The 17,559-nt window shown below is 52.1% G+C and carries 11 protein-coding genes; all 11 read left to right on the top strand.

The window, feature by feature from the left end:
* The first annotated feature begins 10 nt into the window (after window positions 1–10).
* The 11 genes from MKY62_RS19410 to MKY62_RS19360 all read left to right on the top strand — a co-directional run bounded on the left by MKY62_RS19410 (window position 11) and on the right by MKY62_RS19360 (window position 17,532).
* Window positions 11–967, top strand: a complete 957-nt coding sequence (locus MKY62_RS19410) for an iron-hydroxamate ABC transporter substrate-binding protein (RefSeq protein ID WP_003185969.1) — start codon at window positions 11–13, stop codon at window positions 965–967.
* Between the two features lie 17 nt (window positions 968–984).
* On the top strand, window positions 985–1,989 hold the full coding sequence (locus MKY62_RS19405; RefSeq protein ID WP_003185966.1) for an iron ABC transporter permease: 1,005 nt from the start codon (window positions 985–987) through the stop codon (window positions 1,987–1,989).
* Window positions 1,982–3,001: an iron ABC transporter permease gene (locus MKY62_RS19400; protein ID WP_017474417.1), complete on the top strand. Its 1,020-nt coding sequence runs from the start codon at window positions 1,982–1,984 to the stop codon at window positions 2,999–3,001. The genes MKY62_RS19405 and MKY62_RS19400 overlap by 8 nt, the downstream gene beginning before the upstream one ends.
* A 40-nt stretch (window positions 3,002–3,041) precedes the next feature.
* Window positions 3,042–3,890 carry an alpha/beta hydrolase gene (locus MKY62_RS19395; RefSeq protein WP_009329734.1) on the top strand — a complete coding sequence of 283 codons (849 nt, stop codon included), beginning with the start codon at window positions 3,042–3,044 and terminating at the stop codon, window positions 3,888–3,890.
* 221 nt (window positions 3,891–4,111) lie between these two features.
* On the top strand, window positions 4,112–4,891 hold the full coding sequence (locus MKY62_RS19390; RefSeq protein WP_031314736.1) for a 2,3-dihydro-2,3-dihydroxybenzoate dehydrogenase: 780 nt from the start codon (window positions 4,112–4,114) through the stop codon (window positions 4,889–4,891).
* A gap of 24 nt (window positions 4,892–4,915) precedes the next feature.
* The gene (dhbC, locus tag MKY62_RS19385; protein ID WP_011198385.1) at window positions 4,916–6,106 is read left to right on the top strand and encodes an isochorismate synthase DhbC; all 1,191 of its coding nucleotides are present in this window, start codon (window positions 4,916–4,918) and stop codon (window positions 6,104–6,106) included.
* Between the two features lie 13 nt (window positions 6,107–6,119).
* A complete protein-coding gene (locus tag MKY62_RS19380; RefSeq protein WP_003185956.1) occupies window positions 6,120–7,742 on the top strand; it encodes a (2,3-dihydroxybenzoyl)adenylate synthase in 1,623 nt (540 codons plus the stop codon).
* A gap of 24 nt (window positions 7,743–7,766) precedes the next feature.
* Window positions 7,767–8,693, top strand: coding sequence for an isochorismatase family protein (locus MKY62_RS19375; RefSeq protein ID WP_003185954.1), 927 nt, complete (start codon window positions 7,767–7,769; stop codon window positions 8,691–8,693).
* Window positions 8,694–8,707: 14 nt separating this feature from the next.
* On the top strand, window positions 8,708–15,865 hold the full coding sequence (locus MKY62_RS19370) for a non-ribosomal peptide synthetase (RefSeq protein ID WP_003185952.1): 7,158 nt from the start codon (window positions 8,708–8,710) through the stop codon (window positions 15,863–15,865).
* A 12-nt stretch (window positions 15,866–15,877) separates the two neighbouring features.
* Window positions 15,878–16,102: an MbtH family protein gene (locus tag MKY62_RS19365; protein WP_003185951.1), complete on the top strand. Its 225-nt coding sequence runs from the start codon at window positions 15,878–15,880 to the stop codon at window positions 16,100–16,102.
* Entirely contained in the window at window positions 16,099–17,532 is a 1,434-nt protein-coding gene (locus tag MKY62_RS19360) for an MDR family MFS transporter (protein ID WP_003185948.1), read from the top strand. Before MKY62_RS19365 ends, MKY62_RS19360 begins: the two co-directional genes overlap by 4 nt.
* Window positions 17,533–17,559: the final 27 nt, after the last annotated feature.

Raw genomic sequence — 17,559 nt, 5'->3', positions numbered from 1 at the left:
TCTCAGTCAGATGAGAAAAATATCAATATTTCTATTTATTCTCCTTCTCGCGCTTGGCGCAGCGGGATGCGGGAACAGCAAAGAAAAGGCTGGCGGCGATGGCAAGAGCACAGCGTCAGCTGAGAAGAGCATCGAGTACCTCGATCATACATACAAGGTGAAGATCCCGGCCGAACAAATCGTCATTACGGGAAGCGTGGAATCGATGGAAGATGCCAAGCTTCTGGATGTTCACCCAGCCGGTGCCATTTCCTTCTCCGGAAAGTTCCCGGATCTGTTTAAGAGCATTACTGACAAAGCAACCGCTGTCGGCGAAAAAATGGAGCCGAACCTGGAGAAAATCCTTGAGCTGAAACCGGATGTCATCCTGGCTTCAACGAAATTTCCTGATAAAGTGGTGAAAAAACTGGATAACATCGCGACGACGATTCCTGTTTCCCATGTTTCTTCAAACTGGAAAGACAATTTAAAGCTGCTGGCTGAACTGACAGGCAAAGAAGATAAAGCGAAGCAGATTATTTCGGATTATGAAGCCGACCTCAAGGAAGCTAAAACAAAGCTTGAGAAAACGGCAAAAGATACAAAAGCGCTCGTTGTCAGAATCAGAAAAGGCAATATCTTTATCTATCCGGAAGACGTATTCTTCAATTCCACATTATACGGTGAGCTCGGCTTCACAGCTCCAAAAGAAGTCAAGGCGGCAAAAGCCCAGGAGTTGGTTTCTTTAGAAAAACTGAGTGAAATGAATCCGGACTATATGTTTGTCCAATTCTCAGACGATGAGAATGCCGACAATCCGAATGCGCTGAAAGATCTAGAGAAAAATCCAATTTGGAAAAGCATTTCTGCAGTGAAAAATGACCGTGTATTTGTCAATGCTGTAGACCCGCTTGCGCAGGGCGGAACGGCATGGAGCAAGGTTGAATTTTTAAAGGCTGCAGCTGAGAAATTGGCGCAGAACAAATAGAAAAGGTTCATTGAGCTATGCATTCAAAGCAAATGACCCGCATCATTATGATCGCCGCTCCGTTTGCCATACTGCTGTCTGTTTTTCTGTCGGTATGTTACGGTGCAAAACAGCTTGAGCCCGAGGTGATTTTTTCGGCGCTGCTGCATTTTGATCCAGGCAACACAGATCATCAAATCATTTGGCATTCCCGTCTTCCGCGCGCTGTCGGCGCTCTTTTAATCGGAGCGGCGCTGGCGGTGTCCGGTGCGCTTATGCAGGGTGTCACCCGAAATTACTTGGCTTCCCCGTCGATTATGGGCGTTTCCGACGGGTCAGCGTTTGTGATCACGCTGTTGATGGTGGTGATTCCGGGTTCATCCTCTCTGGAGATGATGGGCTATTCGTTTATCGGATCAGCCGTCGGCGCCGGCCTTGTCTTCGGCCTCGCCTCGGTGATTCCAAACGGTTTTATGCCGGTTCAACTTGCCATAATCGGGACGGTAACAAGCATGCTGCTCAGCAGTCTGTCTGCGGCGATATCGATTTACTTTCAAATTTCCCAGGACGTCAGCTTCTGGTACAGCGCGAGGCTGCATCAATTGAATCCCGAGCTGCTGAAGTATGCCGTGCCGTTTTTTGTGATCGGCATCATTCTGGCGCTCTCTCTCAGCAAAAAAGTGACAGCTTTATCATTGGGCGATGACATTTCCGAAAGCCTCGGCCAGAAAAAGCAGGCCGTCAAATGGACAGCGATGGCAGCGGTCGTCGTTCTGACAGGCTGCTCTGTCGCCATGGCGGGAAAAATTGCTTTTGTCGGACTGGTCGTGCCGCACATTACGCGTTTTCTCGTCGGATCGGATTACAGCCGGCTGATCCCGTGCTCCTGCGTTCTCGGCGGCGTTTTTTTGACGCTGGCCGATCTTCTCAGCCGGCTGATCAACTATCCGTTTGAGACACCGATTGAAGTCGTTACTTCGGTGATCGGCGTTCCTTTCTTCCTTTATTTGATCAAGAGAAAAGGAGGGGAGCAGCGTGCCTAAAAAGGTTGCAGTCATCTATGCTGTTTTTATTGTGCTGATTCTCACAATCTGTTATCTCAGCATAACAGTAGGATCGTTTGCCGTACATCCGGCTGAGCTGTTATCAACATTGCTTCACATCAACCCGAATGAGCAATACGCCATTCTCCTGTTTGAGCTGCGTCTTCCAAGGATTGTGACGGCGGCACTCGTGGGTCTTGGGCTCGGCATTGCCGGTTCCGTCATCCAGGCGATGACAAGGAACGGACTGGCCGACCCGGGAATCCTGGGGATTAATGCAGGTGCGGGGGCGGCGATCGTCGGCTACATGCTGATCTTTCAAGGCCAGACCGAAACGACAAGCCTGCTCGCTGCAATGGGGATGCCATTCTTCGGCTTGATCGGGGGCATTTTGGCTGCAATATTCATTTTTATCTTTGCCTGGCACGCCGGCAACTTGGATTCGGGCAGGATTATTCTCGTTGGAATCGCGATTAATTCAGGGTTCAGCGCTGTTTCGCTTTACCTGTCATTGAAGATGAATCCGAATGACCACGAAATGGCCACGGTTTGGAAAAACGGAAGCATCTGGTCGGCGAATTGGACGTATATTCAAGCGGCACTGCCGTGGCTGCTTGTTCTTATTCCATTTCTGCTGATGAAGTCCGGCCTGCTCGATACCATTCGCTTTCATGAAGATACGGTGAAGAGTCTCGGCGTATCCGCGAATATTGAAAAGGTGGTGCTGCTCACGGCTTGTGTCGGCATTATCAGCGCCTGTGTGGCTATTTCGGGGAGCATGGCATTTGTCGGCCTGATTGCTCCGCACATCTCGCGGAGGCTCGCCGGCGTCCTGCACCGCCACTCATTGCTGTTAAGCGGATTGATCGGGATGTTTCTCGTATTGTGCGCCGATTTTGCCGGAAAGCTGCTGTTCCAGCCGTCCGAGGTGCCTGCGGGTATCATTCTCGCCATTTTCGGTGTGCCGTACTTCTTATTTTTACTTTTCAAACAAAAAAAGACTGTTCATTAGACTGTTTTTTAGCTCATCAAAGAGGGGAAGGGAGAATGATATGGCTCAAGAAAAACTTCAGCAGTCTGTCAATGCTGCTGAATGCATCCCGGTTGCGATACCGGGGACAGAACAGCGGTGCATGCGTTCACTGGATGGGAGCCGCACATATCGGATTTTTATTGCGAAACCATTTGGGGAACAGCCGCCCGCAGGATATCCCGTGATTTATCTGCTTGATGCCAATTCCGTGTTTGGAACGATGGTGGAGGCGTTGCGGATGCAGTCGCGCCGTCCCGATAAAACCGGTGTAGGGACGGCTGTTATTGTCGGCATCGGTTACGAGACCGACGCTCCCTTTGACCGGGGGCGGTATTATGATTTTACTCTGCCGGAATCGGGCGCTGAGCTGCCCATGAGGCCCGATGGAGCAGACTGGCCGGAACCAGGCGGGGCGAAAGCTTTTCTGTCCTTCATCGAACAGCAGTTAAAGCCGGAGATCGAACAGGAATTCACGATTGATGTGAAAAGGCAGGCGATTTTCGGTCATTCCCTAGGCGGACTTTTTGTCCTGCAGACCCTGTTTACAAAACCGGATCTATTTCAGACATATATCGCCGGCAGTCCGTCCATCCATTGGCATCCGTCATTTTTTGATAAAGAGCATGACTTTGTTTCGAAGTTGCAGGAAGCTGATGGCGATGTAAAGGTATTGCTTGGGGCCGGAGAACTCGAAAAGACGCATAAAAGCGGGATGAACGACAATGCAAAAAGGCTGGCCGACCGCTTGGCCGCTTTGGAAAGTCAGGGGGTTCGCGCGGAGTACCATGAATTTAAAGGGGAAGGTCATATATCGGTTCTGCCTGTGTTAATCAGCAGAGCGCTGCGGTTTGCCTTCAAGCCTGATTGATAGCGGGGCGCTTCCGGCGCCCCGAGCTTTGAAAAAGCATGAGAATAGATAACTGATAATATACCAAGCGCATTGATACGGATAAACAATCGAAAACGATTTGACCGTTAGCAGTTATTGGTATATTATATTTTTAAACGATAATGATTATCATTATCAATTGGAATTTTAGCCGGCAGTGACTTTTTGAGACTCGGGCGCTGCCGGCTTTAAGAAAGGAAATGATAAAAGTGAAAGGCAAGGTTGCTTTGGTGACTGGGGCTTCGCAAGGAATCGGCAAAGAAGTGGCCCTGGCGCTTGCTGGACGCGGGGTGTTTGTTGCAGCGGCTGATCAAAATCGAAAAGGGCTGCTTGAACTTGAAGACGAACTTGAACAAAAAGGACTGCAGGGTTCAGGTTTTGCCGCGGATGTGGGCGACAGTGCCGCAGTTGACCAGCTTATCGCCGATATTGAACGCGAGATCGGTCCGATAGACATGCTTGTCAATGTAGCCGGCGTGCTCAGAACGGGTCTGATCCATTCGTTGAGTGATGAAGATTGGGAGAAGACGTTCAATGTCAACTCCACCGGGGTTTTTAACGTATCGCGTGCCGTCGCCCGCCGGATGGTACCGCGCAGGACTGGAGCGATCGTGACTGTCGGATCAAATGCGGCAGCTGTGCCGCGGATGCACATGGCCGCCTACGCGGCCTCCAAGGCGGCCGCTTTAATGTTTACGAAATGCCTCGGCCTTGAACTTGCCGAGTACAATATCCGCTGCAATATCATATCGCCCGGATCAACGGATACCCCGATGCAGCGGTCGCTATGGCAGTGTGAGGAAGCTGCGCAAGGCGTCATTGAAGGATCACTTGAAACATTCAAAACGGGAATCCCGCTCGGAAAATTGGCTTCGCCGGCTGACATTGCAGATGCTGTAGTATTTTTGCTGTCTGACGGGGCTCGTCATATTACGATGCACGATTTGCGCGTCGATGGCGGAGCAACGCTTGGAGCCTGATTCAATCTAAAGGAGGTTTTGATGATGATAGAACGTCATGTCGTGTCAGAAGCGCTTGCAGATCAGCTGTTAAAGGAATATCAGGCCGGTGCTTCATTCTTTTTCTCTTCCCCTGAGCGGACCATTCTGGCGGAAGGTGTTTTTGCTTCTGTTTCTCAAACCGAAGAGCAAAGCCTTGCTCAGCGGACTGCGGAAGTTCTGAAAAAAGCCAGGGAGAACGGGCAGGAAAATCCGATTGTAGTTGGAGCTGTGCCATTTGACGATGCAAAGCCGGCGCAGTTAACCGTGCCGGTCGAAGCGTGGCATGCGGGGCCGCTGACATGTGAAGAAGACGATAAAGAGGTGCCTGAACCTGCCCTGCACCCCTATGATGTCCAGCAGATTCCAAGCCCGGAAGCGTATATGGCCGGAGTCAGACAAGGATTGGCAGGTATAGCAGCAGGAGAATACAGCAAGATCGTCCTTTCCCGGTCATTGCAGCTGACCTCGCCGATCAAAGTCGATATCGGTCAATTGCTGCGAAATCTTGCCCGCCGCAATACAAGCGGGTACAACTTTGCCGTTGATTTAACCGGGCAGTCATCTGAAGCGCCTCGCACCACTTTGATAGGCGCGAGTCCCGAACTGCTTGTATCACGGTCCGGGTTCTGCGTTACGGCAAATCCTTTAGCAGGTTCAAGACCTCGGAGCGATGATCCCGAAGAAGATCGAAGACGGGCGGCTGAACTGCTTGCTTCGCCTAAAGACCGTCACGAACATGCGGTCGTTGTCGAAGCGGTTGCTTCCGCGCTCAGGCCGTTTTGCCGGAAGCTGGAGGTGCCGGAACCGTCGCTCATCAGCACGCCGACGATGTGGCATCTTTCAACGGAATTGAAGGGAGAGCTTACAGACCTCTCTGTATCATCATTGGAGCTTGCCGCCGCCCTTCATCCGACGCCCGCTGTCTGCGGCACGCCGACGAATGCGGCGAAAGAAGCGATTAAACAGATTGAGCCGTTTGACCGCGGGTTTTTCACAGGTATGGTCGGCTGGTGCGACGCGGACGGTGACGGAGAATGGGTTGTAACGATTCGCTGTGCCGAGGCGGAGGAACACGCGCTTCGACTGTACGCAGGTGCCGGAATTGTCGCCGGGTCGAAGCCTGAAGACGAACTTGCCGAAACGTCTGCAAAGTTTCGGACAATGCTTCTTGCGATGGGAATGAACAGTGAGTAACGGAGGGATAGAGATGCTGAAAGGATGCACGACATGGCCGAAGGAGTTTGCGGATAAATATCGGAAGGAGGGATGCTGGCGAGGCGAAACTTTTGGAAAAATGCTGAGGGAGCGGGCCGAAAAATACGGAAGCCGCATTGCCCTTACATACGGAGATATCCATTTAAGCTATCGTGAGTTAGACAGGAGAGCCGATTCTTTGGCTGGCGGTCTTTTAAAGCTGGGGATCAAAAAAAATGATCGCGTCGTTGTCCAGCTGCCGAATATCATCGAGTTTTTTGAAGTTTGCTTTGCGCTCTTCCGGATCGGAGCTCTGCCTGTTTTTGCGCTTCCATCGCATCGGCATAGCGAGATCACGTATTTTTGCGAGTTTTCTGAAGCTGCTGCCTACATTATTCCCGATCGTCACGCAAAGTTTGACTACCGCAAGCTGGCGAGACAGGTAAAGGAGAAGCTGCAAGGGCTCCGTCATGTCATTGTCGCCGGGGAACCGGAGGAGTTTGAAGCGCTGGCAAGCCTTTATGATCAGCCGGCACCTCCGCAAAACGTCTATCCAGAAGATGTCGCCTTTCTTCAGTTGTCGGGGGGAAGCACAGGTCTGTCCAAGCTGATCCCGAGGACGCATGATGATTATATATACAGCTTGAGGGTCAGCGCAGAGATTTGCAGGCTCGATCACAACAGCGTATATCTTGCGGCTCTTCCGATCGCTCACAATTATCCGCTCAGCTCGCCGGGAGTGCTCGGTACGCTGTACGCGGGAGGCCGAGTCGTCCTTGCATCAGGAGGCAGCCCGGATGAAACCTTCCCTCTGATCGATAAGGAGAGGGTAACGATCACGGGACTCGTACCGCCGCTTGCGTTAATCTGGCTTGATGCTGCTTCGGCGCGCCGGGACGACTTGTCAAGCCTCCAGGTCTTTCAAGTCGGCGGAGCGAAATTCAGCGCCGAAGCTGCCAGACGCGTTTCATCGGTGTTTGGCTGCAAACTGCAGCAGGTTTATGGCATGGCAGAAGGTCTGGTCAACTATACCAGACTTGATGATCCTGAAGACACGATCGTTCACACACAAGGCAGGCCAATGTCTCCGTTTGACGAGATTAAAATTGTGGACGAAAAAGGACGCGAACTTGGACCCGGACAGACAGGAGAGCTGCTGACAAGAGGTCCATATACGATTCGCGGCTATTACAAAGCTGAGGAGCACAATGCCAAAGCGTTCACTGAAGACGGGTTTTACCGTACGGGAGACTTGGTTAAAGTCAATTCATCAGGCTATTTGATTGTTGAAGGACGAGCTAAAGACCAGATCAACAGAGGCGGTGAGAAGGTTGCCGCGGAAGAAGTGGAAAACCATCTGCTCGCACATCCGGGGGTACTCGATGCGGCGGTTGTCTCGATGCCGGATCAATTTCTCGGCGAAAGGGCGTGTGCATATATTATCCCTCGCGGCGCTGCACCGGCTCAGGCTGAGTTGCAATCGTTTTTGAGAGAAAGGGGCCTTGCAGCCTACAAAATACCCGACCGGGTAGAAATGGTTGAAGATTTCCCGCAGACAGGCGTAGGAAAAGTCAGCAAAAAAGAGCTGCGTGCGGCGATTGCTGAAAAAATGTCTGCAGCTGAGAATGTCAGATGATAAAAAATGAGAGGATGTGATTTGATGGCCATTCCTGCCATCTTACCGTACCAAATGCCAGAAGCATCAAATATGCCGAAAAACAAGGTGTCATGGACTCCTCATCCGAAGCGTGCGGCGCTTCTGATCCACGATATGCAGCAATATTTTCTCAACGCTTACCGTTACGGCGAGTCTCCGGTCACAGATCTGCTGGCTAATATCAAGAAGCTTCGGAAGCGATGTGCCGAGCTCGGCATGCCGGTTATTTTCACGGCTCAACCCGGCGCCCAGACACCGGAAGAACGGGGGCTTCTCCAAGACTTTTGGGGACCCGGAATCGGTCCTGATCCCGATGAGCAGAAGATCGTGGATGAGCTGAAACCGAATGAAGGCGACATTGTTTTGACCAAGTGGAGGTACAATGCCTTCAGAAAAACCAACCTTTTAGGCGTGCTGGAGGAGCAGGGGCGGGATCAGCTCATAATCACCGGAATCTATGCCCATATCGGCTGCCTGATGACGGCATGTGATGCTTTTATGCAAGATATTGAAACATTTTTCGTCGGAGATGCGGTGGCGGATTTCTCATTAAAGCATCATGAAATGGCCATCACATACGCAGCTGACCGTTGCAGTGTCACAATTACTGCGGAACAGCTTCTGAGCCGACTGAAAGATGGCGAAAGCCATGAACACGCAAAAGAAAGCTCTCATGCACTGACAAAACAGATTATTCGCGAACAGGTGGCATCGCTTCTTCTTGAATCGCCGGAAAAGATAAGCGACAGCGAAAATTTGATCTACCGGGGAATTGATTCCGTGAGAATCATGAGTCTCGCAGAGCGCTGGCGCCGAGCGGGGCGGGAGGTGTCGTTTGTAGAGCTTGCGGAGGACCCTTCGATTGAAAACTGGTGGAGACTGTTGTCCTCCTCTAAAGAAGCACCTTTGCCAAATGCAGACTATCAATGAAGGAGGTCACCTAAATGCCTGAATGTCAACATAACCGAAAGCCATTATCAGGAGCGCAAGCCGGGATTTGGTTTGCTCAGCAGCTTGATCCGGAAAATCCGATCTACAATACAGCTGAATACGTTGAAATTAAAGGCCCGCTTGATCAGGAGCTTTTCGAAAAAGCGCTGCGCCATGTCATTAAAGAAGCTGAATCATTTCATGCCAGATTTGGAGAAGATCAAGACGGACCATGGCAAGAGATCGTTCCGTCAACAGATTTTCCGCTACATTACATTGATGTCAGCTCAGAAACCGATCCGGAACAGGCGGCTAAAAGCTGGATGATGGATGACCTTGCCCGTCCGGTTGATCTGACTCGCGGCCCGCTTTTTACAGAAGCGCTTTTTAAAGCGGCGCAAGATCATTACTTCTGGTATCAGCGAACTCACCATATCGCAACAGACGGGTTCAGCTTTACATTGATCGCCGAGCGGCTGTCAAAAATATATACCGCATTGATGCAGAACAAATCGATCGACCAGAGCGGAGCCTTTGGCTCCCTCGATTTGATTCTCGCGGAGGAAACGGCTTACCGTGCATCAGAACAGTATCAGGAAGATCGGCGATTTTGGCTTGGGCGTTTCAGCGATGAACCGGAGGTGGTCAGCCTTGCCGAAAGGGCGCCGCGTACCTCTTCAAGTTTTCTTCGCAGGTCTGAACACCTGCCAAGTGAGGATGCTGATCGTCTTCTGTCTGCCGCGAGCAGAATGGGGGCAACTTGGCACGAAACCGTGATGGCAGCAGCAGCAATATATGTTCACCGTCTGACAGGGGCAAATGACGTCGTTCTCGGGATGCCGATGATGTGCCGCCTCGGGTCAGCCGCTCTTCATATTCCGGGAATGGTCATGAATCTCCTCCCGCTTCGAATTGGCATGCAGCCGCAAATGAGCATAGGAGAGCTAGTCAAGCAAATCTCGGGTGAGATGATGAAGCTGCGGCGCCATCAGCATTACCGCCACGAAGAATTGCGCCGGGATCTCAAGCTGCTTGGCGAAAACCAGCGGCTGTTCGGTCCGCAGCTTAATTTGATGCCTTTTGAGAACCGCTTGAATTTTGCCGGCTGTCAAGGCATCGTGCATAATCTTGCCACGGGACCTGTGGACGATTTGTCAATCAACATTTACGGCCGTCCGGACGGTGGCGGGCTAAAAGTAAACATGGATGCAAACCCTGCTGTTTATCATGCGGATGAACTTGAAGATCACGGCAATCGTTTTCTTACTCTTCTGAAAACGATTGCCGTTTGCGAACAAACTCAGCCGGTGGGGACGTTGGACATTCTTCTCCCTGAAGAACGCGCTCAAATATTGATTGAATGGAATCAAACAGAACACGGGCTTCCCAAAGAGAGTCTTCCGCAGCGATTTGAAAGGATGGCAAAGGAGTGTCCTGAATCTCCGGCAGTCGTTTGCAATGATAAGGTTCTCACTTATTCCGAATTAAATCAAAAGGCTAATCAACTGGCTCACTTGCTGATCGATCAGGGGGCGAAACCCGAGACATTTATTGCCTTGGCGTTGCCGCGGTCAGCGGAAATGGTTGTCAGCATGCTCGCCGTTCTCAAAGCTGGAGCGGCTTATTTACCTATAGATCCCGATTATCCGGCTGACAGGATCGAGTATATGCTCAACGATGCACAGCCGCTGCTTGTTATGACCAGCAAGGAAGCGCAAGACACGATCGGTTCGCAAATGCCGAAGTTAATCCTCGATGAACAAACTGTTATGGAGAAAATGTCCGGCTGTTCTGAAGAAAATCCCGGCGAACAGCATTCCGGCAACCAGCCGGCATATATGATTTATACGTCGGGATCAACCGGCAGACCTAAAGGCGTGGTCGTACAAGCTGAAAGCTTATTCAATTTTTTGCTGTCAATGCAGGACATGTTCGCGCTTAATCAAGATGACCGGCTGCTGGCCGTCACTACAATTGCATTCGACATCTCAGCACTCGAAATTTATTTGCCGCTGATCAGCGGATCAGCAGTCGTTCTTGCCGAGAAGGAAACGGTACAAGATCCGTCCGAATTGGCCAAAATGATTGAAACATACGAAATTACAATAATGCAGGCTACACCGACCCTCTGGCATGCATTGGCCTCGAGCGCCCCGGACAAGCTCAAAGGTCTTCGTGCGCTTGTCGGCGGCGAAGCTTTGCAATCCAGCCTGGCCCGGCAATTGCAGCAGCTCGCGTGTTCTTTAACGAACCTTTATGGACCGACGGAAACAACGATTTGGTCTACAGCCGCTGCGCTGGAAGGCAACTGTACGGAACCTCCGGGAATCGGCTGTGCGATTTGGAATACGCAGCTTTATGTCCTGGACGCCGGATTACAGCCAGTGCCTCCGGGAACGGCTGGAGAACTTTATGTGGCAGGAACAGGGGTAGCGCGCGGCTACTTGAACCGACATGCTCTCACGGCTGAGCGCTTTATTGCGAATCCATACGGGCCGCCTGGATCGCGGATGTACCGGACAGGCGACATCGTGCGCTGGCGCGAAGACGGGTCGCTTGATTATATCGGCCGTGCAGACCATCAAGTCAAAATTCGGGGGTTCCGAATTGAAATGGGAGAAATAGAAGCGGTGCTTGCAAATCATCCGGTTGTTAAACAAGCTGCTGCTATCGTTCGTGAAGACCAGCCCGGTGACCCGCGTTTATTCGCGTATGCCGTTCCCGCTTCGGGAGAAAGCCTTGATCCTGCCGAGCTTCGCCGCTACGTTGGTGAGACACTGCCCGACTATATGATTCCGTCTGCATTTGTCATACTCGATGAACTGCCGCTTACGCCGAACGGAAAGCTTGACCGCAAATCCCTGCCGGCTCCGGCGGTGAGTATGCATACAGGCGGACGCGAGCCGAGGACTCCGCAAGAGGAAATTTTGTGTGATTTATTTGCTGAGGTGCTGGGGGTGCCGCGAGTCAGTATTGATGACAGCTTTTTTGACCTCGGCGGACATTCCCTTCTGGCAGGCAGGCTCGTCGGCCGCATTCGGGAAATGCTCGGCGTCGAACTCGGAATCGGCCGTTTATTCGATGAGCCCACAGCCGCCGGACTTGCCAAACAGCTTGATCAGGCGCAGAGCGCCCGTCCGGCATTGCGCAAAAGAGAGCGCCGCAAGGAGATTCCGCTGTCCTTCGCACAGCGGCGCCTATGGTTTTTGCACTGTTTGGAAGGACCGAGCCCGACCTATAATATTCCGGTTGTCGTTCATTTAACTGGAGATTTGGACCAAAAGGCGCTGGCAGCTGCTCTGGGTGATGTGGCAACAAGACATGAGCCGCTTCGAACAATTTTCCCGGATCAGCAAGGGACAACACACCAGCTGATATTGGAAGCGGATCAAGCGCGTCCCGAACTCACTGTATCCCATGTCAGCGAACATGAGTTGGAAAAAGTCCTGGCTGAGGCCGTCCGGCACCGTTTCCATTTAGAAAAGGAGCCTCCGTTTCGCGCCCAGCTATTCGTACTCGGACCGGACAAATTTGTGCTTCTTCTGCTTTTGCACCATATGATCGGCGACGGCTGGTCTTTAATGCCGCTGACCCGTGATTTGGAAACCGCCTATAATGCGCGTTTGCAAGGTGAGGCACCTGTTTGGGAGCCGCTTTCTATACAATATGCCGACTATGCCGTATGGCAGGAATATCTGCTTGGCAGTGAGAACAATCCGGACAGTCTGATTGCCAAACAGCTCGAATATTGGTCGAAGGCATTGGAACATCTGCCTGATCAGCTGGAGCTTCCGACTGATCACCCGCGTCCGTCGGAATCTAGCTACAGAGGCGGTACGATTGATCTCAGCATTGACGAACAGCTGCACGGCCGCCTGTTCGATTTGTCCCGCAGCACCGGAGTCAGCATGTTTATGATTTTGCAGTCGGCTCTTGCCGCACTACTGACACGGCTCGGAGCAGGCCATGATATTCCGCTCGGCAGCCCGATAGCGGGAAGAAACGATGATGCTTTAGGCGAAATTGTCGGATTGTTTGTTAATACGCTTGTGCTTCGAACAGATACATCGGGTAATCCGAGTTTTCGGGAGCTTCTGAACAGAGTCAGAAAAGTAAACCTTGCAGCGTATGAGCATCAGGACCTTCCGTTCGAGCGTCTTGTTGAAGTGCTTAATCCGCGCAGGTCAAGAGCGAGACATCCGCTGTTCCAAATTATGCTTGCCTTTCAAAATACGCCTGAACCTGAGCTTGACCTTTCCGGCCTCAAGTCAGACATTGAAATTCGCAGCGTCGGAGCAGCCAAGTTTGATTTGACGATTGAGCTTCGCGAACATCGAAAAGCGGACGGAACACCCGCAGGTATCGGCGGATTTCTTGAATACAGCACAGATTTATTTGAGCGAAATACGGTTCAAACATTGGCAGAACGGCTTGTCAGGCTGCTGGATTCAGCAGCAGACGACCCTGATCAGCCGATCGAAAAACTCGATATTCTCCTTCCGGCCGAACGGGAAAACATGCTGGCTGATTGGAGCAAATCGTCCAACAGCATACCTTGTTCATCTTTGCCCGTTTTGTTTGAAAAGCAGGCGGCAAAGGATCCGGAAGCTGTTGCGGTTATATGTGAAAATAATGCGCTCACATACGGCGAGCTTAATAAACGCGCTAACCGGCTTGCTCATCTCCTGATCGCCAAAGGGGTTGGCCCCGAACAATTTGCTGCCCTGGCGCTGCCAAGATCTTTGGATATGGTTGTCGGATTGCTTGCAGTGCTGAAGGCTGGCGCGGCATATGTGCCCCTAGATCCGGACTACCCGGCGGAAAGGATAGCGTTTATGTTGAATGATGCCCATCCTGTCTGCATCGTAACGAGTTCAGCGGTAGAATCAAATCTTTCTGTTCCCGGATCTGTTGAAAGGATTGTACTCGATGATCCTTGTATACAAGAGGAACTGAAAGGATGCGCTGCTGCGAATCCGTGTGATGCCGACCGCACCGCGCCTTTGCTGCCTCTTCACCCGGCGTATGTCATTTACACATCCGGTTCGACCGGCAAGCCGAAAGGAGTCGTTGTTCCGCATCAAAATGTCGTGCGGCTGTTCGGAGCGACTGACCAATGGTTCCATTTCGGCGCTGACGATGTTTGGACGATGTTTCATTCTTACGCATTTGACTTTTCGGTATGGGAAATTTGGGGAGCACTTCTCAATGGGGGCCGGCTTATCGTGGTGCCTCATACAATCAGCCGCTCGCCGGCCGAATTTCTCAATCTTCTCGTTCGCGAGGGAGTGACTGTGCTCAATCAGACTCCTTCAGCATTTTATCAATTGATGCAGGCTGACCGGGACAATGCTGAGACAGGAAAGCTCCTTTCCTTGCGCTTTATCATTTTTGGAGGGGAAGCGCTCGAGCTGAAGAGGCTTGAAGATTGGTATGAACGCCATCCGGATCATTTCCCGCGGCTGATTAATATGTATGGAATTACAGAAACGACGGTGCATGTCAGCTATATTTCTCTCGATCAGCAGACTGCGGCACTTCAAGCGAACAGCCTGATCGGCCAGGGGATTCCCGATTTAGGTGTATATGTGCTTGATGAGTATCTTGAACCGGTGCCCCCGGGCGTCACCGGAGAGATGTATGTGTCCGGGGGCGGTCTCGCACGGGGTTACTTGGGCAGACCCGATTTGACAGCAGACCGCTTTGTCGCTGATCCGTTTGGTCCGCCGGGAACCAGGATGTACCGCACCGGCGATCTTGCCCGCAGGCGCCAGGACGGCTCTCTGGATTATATGGGGCGGGCCGACCAGCAGATCAAGATCCGCGGCTTCAGAATCGAACTCGGCGAGATAGAAGCGGTGCTTGTCCGCCATCATAGAGTGAATCAAGCCGCTGTGGTCGTAAGGGAAGGCCAGCCCGGGGACAAGCGTCTGATCGCCTACGTTGTCCCGGCGTCTGAAGAAGAAACCGATCCGGCTGAGCTGCGCCGGTTTGCCGCAGGCACTCTGCCGGAGTACATGGTGCCTTCCGCATTTGTAAAAATTTCAGAGCTGCCATTGACTCCAAATGGCAAACTTGACCGAAAAGCGCTGCCTGAGCCTGACTTTGCCGCGGCTGTTAAAGGGCGGGGCCCAAGAACACCGCAGGAAGAAATCCTGTGCGATCTTTTTTCAGAAATCCTCAATGCGCCGAGAGTCGGTATTGATGACGGATTCTTCGAACTTGGCGGGCATTCTCTTCTCGCCGTACAGCTGATGAGCCGCATTCGTGAAGCGCTCGGAGTCGAACTCGGCATCGGCGACCTGCTTGAAGCGCCTACAGTCAGCGGACTTGCTGAACGGCTTGAATCCGGCGGCAGGCAAAGTGCGCTGGATGTAATGCTTCCGCTGAGAACCGGAGGCAGTCAAGATCCCCTGTTCTGTGTGCACCCGGCCGGAGGCCTCAGCTGGTGTTATGCCGGTTTAATGACGGCACTCGGCAAGGAATACCCGATATACGGCCTTCAAGCCCGCGGGATCGCAAGGCAGGAAGAGCTACCTGATACGCTCGACGACATGGCTGCTGATTATATTCGGCACATTCGTACGATTCAGCCAACAGGCCCTTATCGTCTGCTCGGCTGGTCCCTCGGAGGCAATGTTGTTCATGCGATCGCAACTCAGCTGCAGGAACAAGGGGAAGACATATCGCTTCTTGTCATGCTTGATGCTTACCCGAATCACTTCCTTCCAATTAAAGATGCGCCTGATGAGCAGGAAGCATTGATTGCCCTCTTGGCATTGGGAGGATACGACCCGGACAGCCTTGACGGGGCACCGCTGAACCTTTCCAGTGCGATCGATATTCTGCGCCGCGACGGCAGTGCGCTTGCCAGCCTGGACGAGGCTGCGATCTTGAACTTAAAGGAGACGTATGTGAATTCCGTCCGGATTTTAAGCGAATATAAGCCCCGCGTCTTTCATGGCGATATTCTGTTTTTCAAATCAACCGTGATACCGGAATGGTTTGATCCGATCGATCCGGAGTCATGGCTACCTTATTTGAACGGAAACATTGATATTCATGATATGGATTGCCGGCATAAAGATTTGTGCCAGCCGGAGCCGCTGGCCGAAATCGGACGTCGGGTTTCGGAAAAGCTGGACGACTTGAAAAAAGATACGGATAAGTAGGGAGAGATAGCGATGACAAATCCTTTTGAAAATGAACACGGCACATATGTCGTTTTAATGAATCAGGATGGCCAGTATTCACTCTGGCCGGCCTTCATTCATATTCCGGCAGGGTGGGAGGTCGTCTGCGGGGAAGCGAGCCGCAGCGCCTGTATCGACTATATCAGCTCGAATTGGACCGATCTCTCGCCGAACAGCATCAAGCTGGCTGCAGAAGTACACGGCGGTCAGCAATGAATAGAAGGCCGTTCAATCAAAGGACGGTTGTCAGCATTGTATATGTAACAGCCATGTTTATGGCTGCGATGGATGCGAGTGTCATCAACATGGCATTGCCTGCCATCATGACCGAATTTCAAACATTGCCGTCTGCTGCAGGCACAGTTAACATTGGATACTTAGTCAGCTTGGCGGTCTGTCTTCCCGCAGCCGGCTGGCTTGGGGACCGCTTTGGGACAAAGCGTGTTTTCCTAGCCGCGCTTTCGATATTTACAGCTGCATCCGCCTTATGCGGAATCGCTGACAATCTGGCGGCGTTAAACGCATTTCGCGTGATCCAGGGGGCCGGCGGCGGGTTGATTACGCCGGTGGGAATGGCGATCTTGTTCAGGACGTTTCCTCCGCATGAACGGGCCAAAATTTCGAGAGTCCTCGTTCTTCCAATTGCCGTCGCGCCTGCGGTTGGGCCGATCATCAGCGGGTTTCTGACAGATCAGCTGTCATGGCGCTGGATTTTTTACATTAATATTCCGATCGGAATGATCATTCTGCTGTTTGGCCTGTTGTATCTTCATGAACATTTGGAGCCGGAAGCGGGCAGATTTGATTGGCTTGGATTCCTTTTGGCGGCGCCGGGAATGGCGTTGGCGGTTTTTGCACTCAGCCAGGGGCCTGCGCGTGGATTCGGCTCTCCGGATGTGCTTGCAGCAGGGGCCGGGGGAATGATGCTCCTCGCAATCCTCGTTTTTGTCGAACTGAAGGCTGAGCATCCGTTGATTGAACTTCGCTTATTGAAGGACCGGGTTTTTGGAATGATGAGCGTCATTTCGCTTCTGACAGCAGGCGGACTGCTTGGCATGCTCTATATATTTCCGCTGTTGTGTCAGGAAGCACTCGGCTACTCTGCGACAGATACTGCGCTGATTACGTTTCCCGAAGCATTAGGCTTGATGCTGGCGTCCCAGCTGATGCCGAGGTCGTTGGCAAAGCTTGGCCCGAGGCGGGTCATTTCCGTTGCGCTGTTAGGCGCTGCTGTGCTGTTTGGGCTGCTGAGCCTGACCGGATATGGGTCAAATCTTTGGCTTCTCAGGCTGCTGCTGTTTTTAGCGGGCTTTTTCTTGGGGCACGCGGTTGGTGCGGCGCAGGTTGTTTGTTTTGCCAACATTTCATCATCCTCAATGGGCCGGGCAACAACGCTGTTTAATGTGCAAAACCGGCTCGGATCTGCCTTTGGAGTTGCTGTCATGTCGTGCGTCCTTGCTGTGCTCAGCCAGCCCAGCGCAGGCATAGAGCCTGATTTATCAGCTTACCGGACAGCTTTGCTCTGTGCAGCCGGTTTCCTCATGGCTGCGCTTTTCATCGCACTCAAGCTCAAGGACGCTGACACAGGCCGTCAAATGGACAAGCATGCTTCAGCACCCAAAGGTACGGCAGCTTCTGGTGAGTAAAACAAAAATCCTCCCGTTTCCGGGAGG

It is taken from the genome of Bacillus sp. FSL R7-0646 (genome assembly GCF_037969865.1).
Lineage (GTDB): Bacteria > Bacillota > Bacilli > Bacillales > Bacillaceae > Bacillus > Bacillus licheniformis.
The sequence above is the reverse complement of the archived record's forward strand: the minus strand, read 5'-3'. Positions and strand labels throughout refer to the sequence as shown.

Coding starts and splice junctions, on each gene's coding strand:
- MKY62_RS19410 (WP_003185969.1), top strand. CDS start 11: ATGAGAAAAATATCAATATTTCTATTTATTCTCCTTCTCGCGCTTGGC.
- MKY62_RS19405 (WP_003185966.1), top strand. CDS start 985: ATGCATTCAAAGCAAATGACCCGCATCATTATGATCGCCGCTCCGTTT.
- MKY62_RS19395 (WP_009329734.1), top strand. CDS start 3,042: ATGGCTCAAGAAAAACTTCAGCAGTCTGTCAATGCTGCTGAATGCATC.
- MKY62_RS19390 (WP_031314736.1), top strand. CDS start 4,112: ATGATAAAAGTGAAAGGCAAGGTTGCTTTGGTGACTGGGGCTTCGCAA.
- dhbC (WP_011198385.1), top strand. CDS start 4,916: ATGATAGAACGTCATGTCGTGTCAGAAGCGCTTGCAGATCAGCTGTTA.
- MKY62_RS19380 (WP_003185956.1), top strand. CDS start 6,120: ATGCTGAAAGGATGCACGACATGGCCGAAGGAGTTTGCGGATAAATAT.
- MKY62_RS19375 (WP_003185954.1), top strand. CDS start 7,767: ATGGCCATTCCTGCCATCTTACCGTACCAAATGCCAGAAGCATCAAAT.
- MKY62_RS19370 (WP_003185952.1), top strand. CDS start 8,708: ATGCCTGAATGTCAACATAACCGAAAGCCATTATCAGGAGCGCAAGCC.
- MKY62_RS19365 (WP_003185951.1), top strand. CDS start 15,878: ATGACAAATCCTTTTGAAAATGAACACGGCACATATGTCGTTTTAATG.
- MKY62_RS19360 (WP_003185948.1), top strand. CDS start 16,099: ATGAATAGAAGGCCGTTCAATCAAAGGACGGTTGTCAGCATTGTATAT.